Source organism: Dietzia maris (genome assembly GCF_014144855.1).
Taxonomy (GTDB): domain Bacteria; phylum Actinomycetota; class Actinomycetes; order Mycobacteriales; family Mycobacteriaceae; genus Dietzia; species Dietzia kunjamensis.
The window spans coordinates 1-7,882 of sequence record NZ_JAALDN010000185.1 but is presented as its reverse complement, the minus strand read 5'-3'; the positions used below and the strand labels follow the sequence as shown (position 1 = coordinate 7,882).

Genomic DNA, 7,882 nt, shown 5'->3' with positions numbered 1-7,882 from the left:
AGGGCGCGAGGGCGACCGGCCAGATCTCCGACGAGATCGAGCCCAGGTCGCCGAGCATGCGCGGCGCGAGCGCGTAGAGGACGCCCGCGACCGGGCGGGTGACGCGGGTGCCGATGCGCAGCGCGGCGGCGACGCGGACCACGCCGACGAAGGCGACGGTCAGCACGACGGCCCACCACAGGCGTTGGGTCAGCCAGGCCGGCATCCCGACCAGGTCGAAGACCGCGAAGAACGGGCCCTGCGGGAACAGGTATCCGTACGCCTGGTTCTGCACCTGGCCGGAGAAGGACAGCCCGGTCCACAGGTGGGTGGCCTGGGCGAGGAAGCGCCCGGGGTCCACGACGAGGTCGTACTTGGTGTCCGGGACGACCAGACCCGGGGACTGCAGGCACGCCAGCAGGAGAAAAGCGAGGAACGCGACGACCGCGTCACGCGCGCCGGCGCCGAATCGGGCCCCGCGGATCACCTACGCCGGCGTGAGGGATTGACGGCTGCGCGGGATCAGCGCGCGCCGTACTCGACCTGGCCGAGCAGGGCCTGGTCGGCCGGCGGCTGCGCGACCTCGGGGATGGAGTTCTCGGCCATGGCGGTGTTGACCCCGAAGGCGACGATGCCGCCGAGGACGATTCCGCCGACTGCGCTGGCGAGCGCTCCGGTACCGAAGCTCATCGGGTTCTCCCTGCGGTTCACGTGACAGTGTCTGACGATGTCTCACGGCGGGTGCTGTGGAGCACACCGACGCCGGAAGAGTAGCACCCGCGGCCCGCCGGATCGGCGGAGCGGCTCCCATAAGTCCTTACCGGCGGGTAAGTTGGGTGTGGCACATGACACCGCGCCACACCAGACCGCACCACACCGCACCGCAGCGCGCCCGCCGGGAGGAGACCTGTGACGACGGGGACCAAACGCATCCCACGCGCGATCCGCGAGCAACAGATGCTCGATTCCGCGATCAGCGTGTTCTCCGATCTCGGCTACCGGTCGGCCTCGATGGACACCATCGCCCGCCACGCCAGCATCTCCAAGCCGATGCTGTACCTGTACTACGGCTCCAAGGAGGAACTGTTCGCCGCGTGCGTGGTCCGGGAGTCCGGGCGGCTCATCGACCACCTCACCGACGCCGCGACCGGCAGCGCCGGACCACGGCGGAGACTCGAGGGCGTCGTCCAGGCGTTCCTGGAGTTCGTCGACCAGCACACGGACTCGTGGAACGTCGTCTACCGTCAGGCATTCGCCGAACCCCAGTTCCGTGAGGAGGTCGAGAAGACCCGGTCGGTCCTGGTGGATCTGACCACCGACCTCCTCGCGCAGAACTCCGTCGACGAGCGCAGCCGCGAGGTGCTCGAGGTCGTCGCGACCGCCCTCGTCGGGGCGGGCGAGGCGGTCGCCGACCGCGTCGCGCACCGCTCGATCCCCACGTCGGTGGCCGCCGGGGTCGTCGTCGAGCTCGCCTGGCGTGGCCTCGCGGGCGACCCAGCGAAGTCACTCACCACCGCCACAGAGGAGAAGCCGTGACCGACACGTCCACCGCCACCGCCCGCCCGTCCGAGGCCGCCCGGACCCTCAGCCCGGCCGACCTCGCCAAGGGCCTGCCCTCCCTGGTCGCCGACCTGCCGTCCGTCCTCAACGGTCTCCGCATCGTCCGCACCTCGCGCAGCAGCCACAAGGTGTCCATCGGCCGCCGCTTCCAGAAACTCGCGGCCGACCGGCCCGACGCCCCCTTCCTGAAGTTCCTCGGCACCGAGGTCACCTACGGGGAGGCCAACCGACGGGCCAACCGCTTCGCCGAGGTGCTCAGGGCGCGCGGGGTGGAGCGGGGCGACACCGTCGGCATCTGCATGGTCAACCGCACCGAGGTCATGCTCGCGATCCTGGGTGCGGTCAAGGTCGGCGCGTCGGTGGGCCTGCTCAACCACCACCAGCGCGGCGAGGTCCTCGACCATTCGCAGCAGATCATCGAGTCCAAGGTCGTGCTCGTCGGCGCCGAGTGCGCCGAGGCCGTCCAGTCCGTCCCCCGGGAGAACTGGGTCGGCGAGCTCATCGCCGTCAGCTCCCCGGTCGACCTGCCCTTCCGCGAGTTCCGCGCGAACCACCGCCCGGAGGAGCTGTCCGACCTGACCTGGCTGGAGGACGAGCTCGACGCCCTGGGCGACGACGTGGGTGACACCAACCCGCCGGAGGCCGACGCCACCGTCGGTGACGAGACCGCCTACTACGTCTTCACCTCGGGCACGACGGGGCTACCCAAGGCCTCGACGATGTCCCACTACCGCTGGAACAAGGCGATGGCCGGGTTCGGCCTGTCGGGCGTGCGCCTGCGCAAGGACGACGTCCTGCTCTGCCCGCTGCCGATGTACCACAACAACGCCCTCACGGTGGGCCTCGGCTGCGTGCTCGCCGCGGGCGCCTGCATGGCGATCGAGGAACACTTCTCGGCGTCGAAGTTCTGGGACCAGGCCCGCGCGGCCGGCGCGACCGCGGCCATCTACATCGGCGAGATCTGCCGGTACCTGCTCAACCAGGATCCCGGCCCGGGCGACCGCGACCACTCCATCCGCGTCATGACCGGCAACGGCCTGCGCCCCGAGATCTGGCACGAGTTCCAGGAGCGGTTCGGGATCGGTCGGATCTGCGAGTTCTACGCGGCCAGCGAGTGCAACATCGCGTTCGTCAACGCCTTCAACGTCCCACGGACCACCGGCTACTGCCCCATGGACTTCGCGATCGTCGACTACGACCCCGAGACGGGTGAGCCCCGCCGGGGCGACGACGGCCGGCTGACGAAGGTCGGCAAGGGCAAGACCGGCCTGCTGATCAGCGGGATCTCCGACTCCCAGCCCTTCGACGGCTACACCGACGCCGAGGCCACGGAGAAGAAGATCGTCCGTGACGCCTTCAGCGACGGTGACGCCTGGTTCGTCTCCGGCGACCTCATGCTCGACCAGGGGCTCAAGCACGCGTCCTTCGTCGACCGCCTGGGCGACACCTTCCGCTGGAAGGGCGAGAACGTGGCCACCACCGAGGTCGAGGGTGCGATCAGCTCCCTCCCCGAGGTGGACCAGGCCGTGGTCTACGGGGTGGCCGTCCCGGATGCCGACGGCAAGGCGGGGATGGCGGCGGTGCGTCTGCACAACAAGTCCGACTTCGACGGTGCGGCGATGGCGAAGCACCTGCGCGACTCGCTGCCCTCGTACGCGGTGCCCCTGTTCGTCCGACTGTCCAAGGAGCTCGAGCAGACCTCGACCTACAAGAGCCGCAAGAACGAATTGCGTGATCAGGCGTTCGACACCTCGAAGTTCGATGACCCGCTCTACGTGTTGTCCAAGGAGAACGGGTACGTCCCGTTCTACGATGGCGCGGAGAACGACGTCGTCGCCGGCACCGTCTGAGTCCCCCCGCCCGACCCGGCCGGCGCCCCCTACCAGGAGGTCCAGCCGCCGCATGCCCAGTAGTCGCATGCCCAGCCGCCGCACGTCGCGCCGCGCCCGGCCCGACCTGTCTCGCCGCTCGCTGCTCATCGGCCTCTCGGCCGGCCTGGGCGGGGCGGCGGGGTGGGCCCTGACGTCGATGATCGGAGCGGGTGACGACGACGAGGGGTCCGGTTCCGGCCAGAATGCGGACTCGGTGGCGCCGCGCCCGTACGTGCCGCCCGAGGGAGCCGTCCCGGTGACCGAGCCCCGCCGCCACTACTACGCCGATCCGGGCGACACCGACGGCCAGACGTTCGGCGACCTGTACCTGCCCGACTCCGCGAATCCGGCGCTGCCGGTGGTGGTGCTCGTCCACGGCGGGGGGTGGAAGGACTCGCTCGGCCTGGCGTACATGGAGAACCATGCACGCGACCTGGCGTCCTTCGACGTGGCGGTGTGGAACGTCGAGTACCGGCGGGTGGACTCCGGCGGCGGCTGGCCCACCACCGTGGCGGACGTCTGCGATGCCGTCGACCACCTCGCCGAGGTCTCCGCGCAGCTCGACGGCCGGCTGGATCTACGCCGGGTGGTGGTGGCCGGGCACTCCTCCGGCGGTCACCTCGCGCTGTGGGTCGCGGGGCGGGCGCGGTTGCCGTCCTCGCTGCCCGGGTCCCGGCCGGTCGTGCCGGTCACCGGCTGCGTCTCCCTAGCCGGGGTGACGGACCTGCTCATGGCCGAGCGCACCGGCGACCGGTACGTCCACAGGCTCCTCGGTGGCCGCCCGGACGATCGCCGCCAGCGCTACGTCGACGCGTCCCCGGCCACGCATCTTCCCGCCGGGATTCCGGTGGTGTGCGTCCACGGCCGCGACGACAAGGTGGTCCTGCCCGAGCAGTCCGAGTCGTATGTCCGGGCGGCCCGCCGCGCCGGCGACCCGGCCCGGGTCTCACTGGTCCCCGGCGGGCATGACCCGTGGGGCGACATCAGCGGCACCGTGTGGCACGACACCCGCGACACGCTGCTGGCGATGGCCCGCCGCAATCCCAACCCGGCGGGTTAGCTCCAGGCGGTGTCAGTTCCAGGCGGTGTCAATTCCAGCCGGTGTCCACGCGGATCCGTTCGAGCCGCCGGTAGGCGATCAGCCACTGCCCGTCCACCCTCCGGTACCGCTCGTGGTAGTGCCCCCAGCCGTGGAGCCGCCGTTCACGGCCGTCGACCGACCACCACAACCGGTCCTCCATCGCCCAGATGCCGGTGGCCGTGGGTTCACCGGTGGTCGGGTCCGGGCCCGTCAGCTCCAGCAGCGGCGTGTGGCCGTGGTGGACGCTCGTCACCGGGTTCGGACCGTCGAGGGTGTCGCGGATCGCGGCGGTGAGCGCCTCGCGCCCGCGCACCTCGGCCGCGCCGCCGCTCGCCGCCCACGACTCGCTGACCACATCCTCGGTGTGGCACGGTCCGTAGGCGTCCCACTGTTTGGTGTCCATGACGTACAGGCGCCGGGCGAAGACCGCCCGGATCGCCTCGAGGTCCTCCACCGCGCTCCCGTCGTGCAGCCGGCTCATGTCGTGTAATCAGCGTTGATCGAGATGTATTCGCGACTCAGGTCGCAGCCGTAGACGGTGCAGGCCCCGCCGGCCACGCCGGCGCCGCTCTCCACACCCAGGTCGACCGCGATGGTGACCTCCCCGGCCCGCATGATCTCGGTGAGCCGCTCGAGTTCGGCCTCGCCGGGGAACGCCGGGTAGGTCTCGAGGTCGCCGAACACGATGCGGACCCGCTCGGGGTCGATGTCCGTGTCGTCGTGGCACTTGCCGATCGCCATGGCGACCCGTCCCCAGTTGGGGTCGGCGCCGTGGACCGCGGTCTTGACCAGCGGGGAGTTGAGGATCGCCTTGGCCACCCGCTTGGCCTGGGTCCGGTCCCGCGCGCCGGTGACCTCGACGGTCAGGAGCTTGGTGGCGCCCTCACCGTCGCGAGCGAGCTGGCGGGTCAGGTCGAGGCAGATCGCCTCGAACGCCTCACGCAGTTCGACCTCGCCGACAGGGTCGCCCGCGCCGCTGGCCAGGGCGATCGCGGTGTCCGAGGTCGAGGTGTCGGTGTCGACGGACAGGCAGTTGAAGGTCTCGTCCACCGCGGCCCTGAACGCGGAGTCCAGCACCCCCGGCTCCACCGCGGCATCGGTGAACAGCACCGCGATCATCGTGGCCATGTCCGGTTCGACCATTCCGACGCCCTTGGCGATGCCCACGATCTCGGCGGTGCCGCCCGTCGTCGTCGTCACCTCCACCCGCGCCGTCTTGGGATGGGTGTCCGTGGTCATCATCGCGGTGGCCAGCGCGACCGCGTCGGCGTCGAACCCGGCACCGGCCAGGCCGTCGAGATGCGTGCGCAGGAGGTCCATCGGGTACCGCCGGCCGATGACGCCGGTGGAGGCGATGAGCATCTCCTCCGGCGCCGCCCCCACGGCGGCGGCCGCATGCTCGAGCACCTCGCGCGCGTCGGCCATGCCCTGTTCGCCGGTGGCGACGTTGGCGTTCTTGGCCACGACCACCACGCCGCGCGCCCGACCGCTCGCCGCGTTGGCGCGGCTGAGCACGACCGACGGTCCGGCGAAGAGGGATCGGGTGAACACCGCCGACGACGCCGGGGAGGGACCGTCGTTGACGACGACGAAGACGTCATCCCCGCGCTCACGCAGACCCGCGGCACCCGCGTGGGCGCGGAAGCCCGGCGGGAGCGGGATCGTCTGGGCGGCGACGGCGGCGTTCGGCGGAGTCATGGTGACCATTCTCCCCCGCCGGGGTCCGCCGGCGGTATGCGACCGCCCGTGTCGGGCCGGGGCGCCTGCTGAAGCCCGAGGTATTTCAGTAATGTGACCCAACTAACACGAGAAAAATGGGGAGCCCCCTTATCTGCATTGATAAGAAAGTGTGCGACCGGAACACCGGGCGAAAACCTCCCCGGAGGTAGTAATTCCGCGGGTGCTGCGTAACGTCCTCCAGCGGATTCGGGATGTACATCACGAGTCCGAAAGCAGGACTGCACCACGAGAGCGGCGCACCCTCGCGCCGCCCACAAACGAAAGGGGTTCTCCATGATCGAGACCATCTTCACCGACGTCCTCGGCTTCTTCAACCAGCTGATCAACACCGGTTCCGTGGCCGCTAACGGCTTCCTCACCACCGGTTCCGACGCCGCTGGCGGCGTCTACAACACCGTCACCGGTTCGCTCGGCGACGTCGTGGGCTCGCTCTGAGCTGAGTGACGCCGGACCCGCGAGGTCCTAGTCGCTTTCAACGCCGGCATCCTCTTTCGAGGATGCCGGCGTTGTGCAGTTATTGGCCCGTTCTTCTCCCGCCTCCCAGGCTTTTCCGGAAAAGTGCGGCGCGCCTTTCAGCAATGAATATGGCGCAGATCACATTAAACCGCGGACCGGCGCCGACCAGCGAAAGTAAAAGGCATTCCCTTTCCATCGCCCGCGCTCGGCACTGAACCGGGTGAATCCTGCTGTAGCCGTACGTAGCGTCCGGAGGTGAGTTCCCGATGAGCCACGTGCTCGCCGGGAACTCCGCACACCGAGTGACGCACCAGGCGTCGCATCCCCGACGAAAGGACCATCTCATGGGTTCCATCGAGTCTTTCCTCCCCGGCCTCGCCACCGGCTCGGCCGCCGTCAACACCGGCTCGCAGGTCGTCGACGGCGGTGGCGACCTCGCCGCCAGCGTTCTCGGCTTCTTCGGCGACATCGTCAAGACGGTCACCGAGACCCTCGGCTCCTGAGCCGACGCGCCTGACGGCGCCTCGCCCGGGCCCGGCTGCGGTCGGCCCGAGCGCACAGTGAGACCGGCCCCCGCTCCGGCGGGGGCCGGTTTCCGCATTTCCGCAACCCGTTCTGTCGCGACCCGTTTCGTCCACACGCGCCGGTACCGTGGAGCCATGGAACTCGACCTGACCCGCCACGTCGCCGCCGACCCCGACACCGTGTGGGCCGTGCTCACAGACATCCCCGAGGCGCATCGCACGCTCAGTGGCGTGCTGGCGGTCGAGATCCTCACCTCCGGCCCGTACCAGCCCGGTCTGCGCTGGCGTGAGACGCGCAAGATGTTCGGTATGAAGGCGACCGAGGAGATGATGGTGCTGGCCGTCGAGCCGCCACACTCCACCACCATCGTCGCCGAGAGCGGCGGCACCGAGTACAAGACCGTCTTCACCATCACCCCGGACGCCGACGGCGGTTCGACCCTGCGGATGCGGTTCGGTGCACACACCGCTCACGCCCCCGCAGTCTCCCGGGTCGTGATGTCCGTGATGGGCCGGTTCGCCGAGAAGTCGACCCGCAGGACGATGGAGCAGGACCTGGCGGACATCGCCGCCGAGGCCGAGCGGCGGGCCGGGTGACCCGCACCCGGCCGGGCGTCGATCAGCCCCGCAGCGCCACCGCCCGGTCCCACAGGTCCGCGACGACCTCCGCC

10 protein-coding genes are annotated in these 7,882 nt (G+C 70.2%); 6 read left to right on the top strand and 4 right to left on the bottom strand.

The genetic code is table 11. From position 1 onward, the window contains the following. Window positions 1–466 (bottom strand): alpha-(1->3)-arabinofuranosyltransferase domain-containing protein (locus G6024_RS06745; RefSeq protein ID WP_159148343.1); only part of this gene is annotated, 466 nt, incomplete at its 3' end. A 35-nt stretch (window positions 467–501) separates the two neighbouring features. Next, window positions 502–669, bottom strand: a complete 168-nt coding sequence (locus tag G6024_RS06740; protein WP_082923887.1) for a DUF2613 domain-containing protein — start codon at window positions 667–669, stop codon at window positions 502–504. A 219-nt stretch (window positions 670–888) separates the two neighbouring features. Here G6024_RS06740 and G6024_RS06735 point away from each other — a divergent pair, with 219 nt between their 5' ends. Genes G6024_RS06735 through G6024_RS06725 form a run of 3 tightly spaced genes read left to right on the top strand, consistent with a single transcriptional unit; the run spans window position 889 to window position 4,470 of the window. After that, a complete protein-coding gene (locus G6024_RS06735; RefSeq protein WP_082923886.1) occupies window positions 889–1,515 on the top strand; it encodes a TetR/AcrR family transcriptional regulator in 627 nt (208 codons plus the stop codon). Continuing rightward, complete coding sequence (locus tag G6024_RS06730) at window positions 1,512–3,389, top strand: long-chain-acyl-CoA synthetase (RefSeq protein WP_159148342.1); 1,878 nt, start codon at window positions 1,512–1,514, stop codon at window positions 3,387–3,389. Before G6024_RS06735 ends, G6024_RS06730 begins: the two co-directional genes overlap by 4 nt. 52 nt (window positions 3,390–3,441) lie before the next feature. After that, window positions 3,442–4,470, top strand: a complete 1,029-nt coding sequence (locus G6024_RS06725; protein WP_159148341.1) for an alpha/beta hydrolase — start codon at window positions 3,442–3,444, stop codon at window positions 4,468–4,470. Window positions 4,471–4,498: 28 nt separating this feature from the next. Here the strand turns inward: G6024_RS06725 and G6024_RS06720 are convergent, their stop codons facing one another. Continuing rightward, a complete protein-coding gene (locus tag G6024_RS06720; protein WP_067715934.1) occupies window positions 4,499–4,972 on the bottom strand; it encodes a nuclear transport factor 2 family protein in 474 nt (157 codons plus the stop codon). Beyond that, window positions 4,969–6,189, bottom strand: a complete 1,221-nt coding sequence (argJ, locus tag G6024_RS06715; RefSeq protein WP_067716002.1) for a bifunctional glutamate N-acetyltransferase/amino-acid acetyltransferase ArgJ — start codon at window positions 6,187–6,189, stop codon at window positions 4,969–4,971. Before argJ ends, G6024_RS06720 begins: the two co-directional genes overlap by 4 nt. Window positions 6,190–6,504: 315 nt before the next feature. On the opposite strand from argJ, the gene G6024_RS06710 reads away from it, so the two are divergent. The 3 genes from G6024_RS06710 (at window position 6,505) to G6024_RS06700 (ending at window position 7,808) form a co-directional block, all read left to right on the top strand. Further along, window positions 6,505–6,666: a hypothetical protein gene (locus tag G6024_RS06710; RefSeq protein WP_159148340.1), complete on the top strand. Its 162-nt coding sequence runs from the start codon at window positions 6,505–6,507 to the stop codon at window positions 6,664–6,666. A gap of 365 nt (window positions 6,667–7,031) precedes the next feature. Further along, entirely contained in the window at window positions 7,032–7,190 is a 159-nt protein-coding gene (locus tag G6024_RS06705; protein WP_182640327.1) for a hypothetical protein, read from the top strand. A gap of 156 nt (window positions 7,191–7,346) precedes the next feature. Next, complete coding sequence (locus G6024_RS06700) at window positions 7,347–7,808, top strand: SRPBCC family protein (RefSeq protein WP_096906637.1); 462 nt, start codon at window positions 7,347–7,349, stop codon at window positions 7,806–7,808. Window positions 7,809–7,882 lie beyond the last annotated feature (74 nt).